We start from the raw sequence: 357 nt of genomic DNA on the forward strand, positions 1-357 counted from the left end.
GAACGGCGCCACTTCGACCACGGGGCCTACGTCCGCTTGCGCCGGCGTCCGGCGGTCGTGGCCGCGCGGCGGGCCTCGCGGGCGGCCCGGGCGGCCTCCCGGTGGCGGGCTTCCGCCCCGGTGAGGGCCTCGTGGGCGAGGTCCCGTTCGGCGCGGGCCCGTTCGGCCGACCGCTCCAGCCGGGTGACTTCGGCGTCGGCCGCGGCCGCCCGCTCCGCCGCCCGCTGCCGGGCGGCGTCCGCCAGGCGCAGCTCCTCCTCGCGGGCGACGGCGTCCCGGGCGGCCTCGCGGGCAAGGCGCGCCGTGGCGTCCGGGGGCTCGACGGAGGCCGCCTCCGGGGTCCCGCCCCCGCGCGCC

At 83.8% G+C, this 357-nt stretch carries 1 pseudogene; it reads right to left on the reverse strand.

Features of this window, described 5'->3' with window-relative positions:
• Nucleotides 1-26: 26 nt before the first annotated feature.
• Nucleotides 27-357, reverse strand: a pseudogene (locus tag AB4039_RS42595) (hypothetical protein); the annotation flags it as partial.

The organism is Streptomyces sp. M-16 (genome assembly GCF_052114405.1).
Lineage (GTDB): Bacteria > Actinomycetota > Actinomycetes > Streptomycetales > Streptomycetaceae > Streptomyces.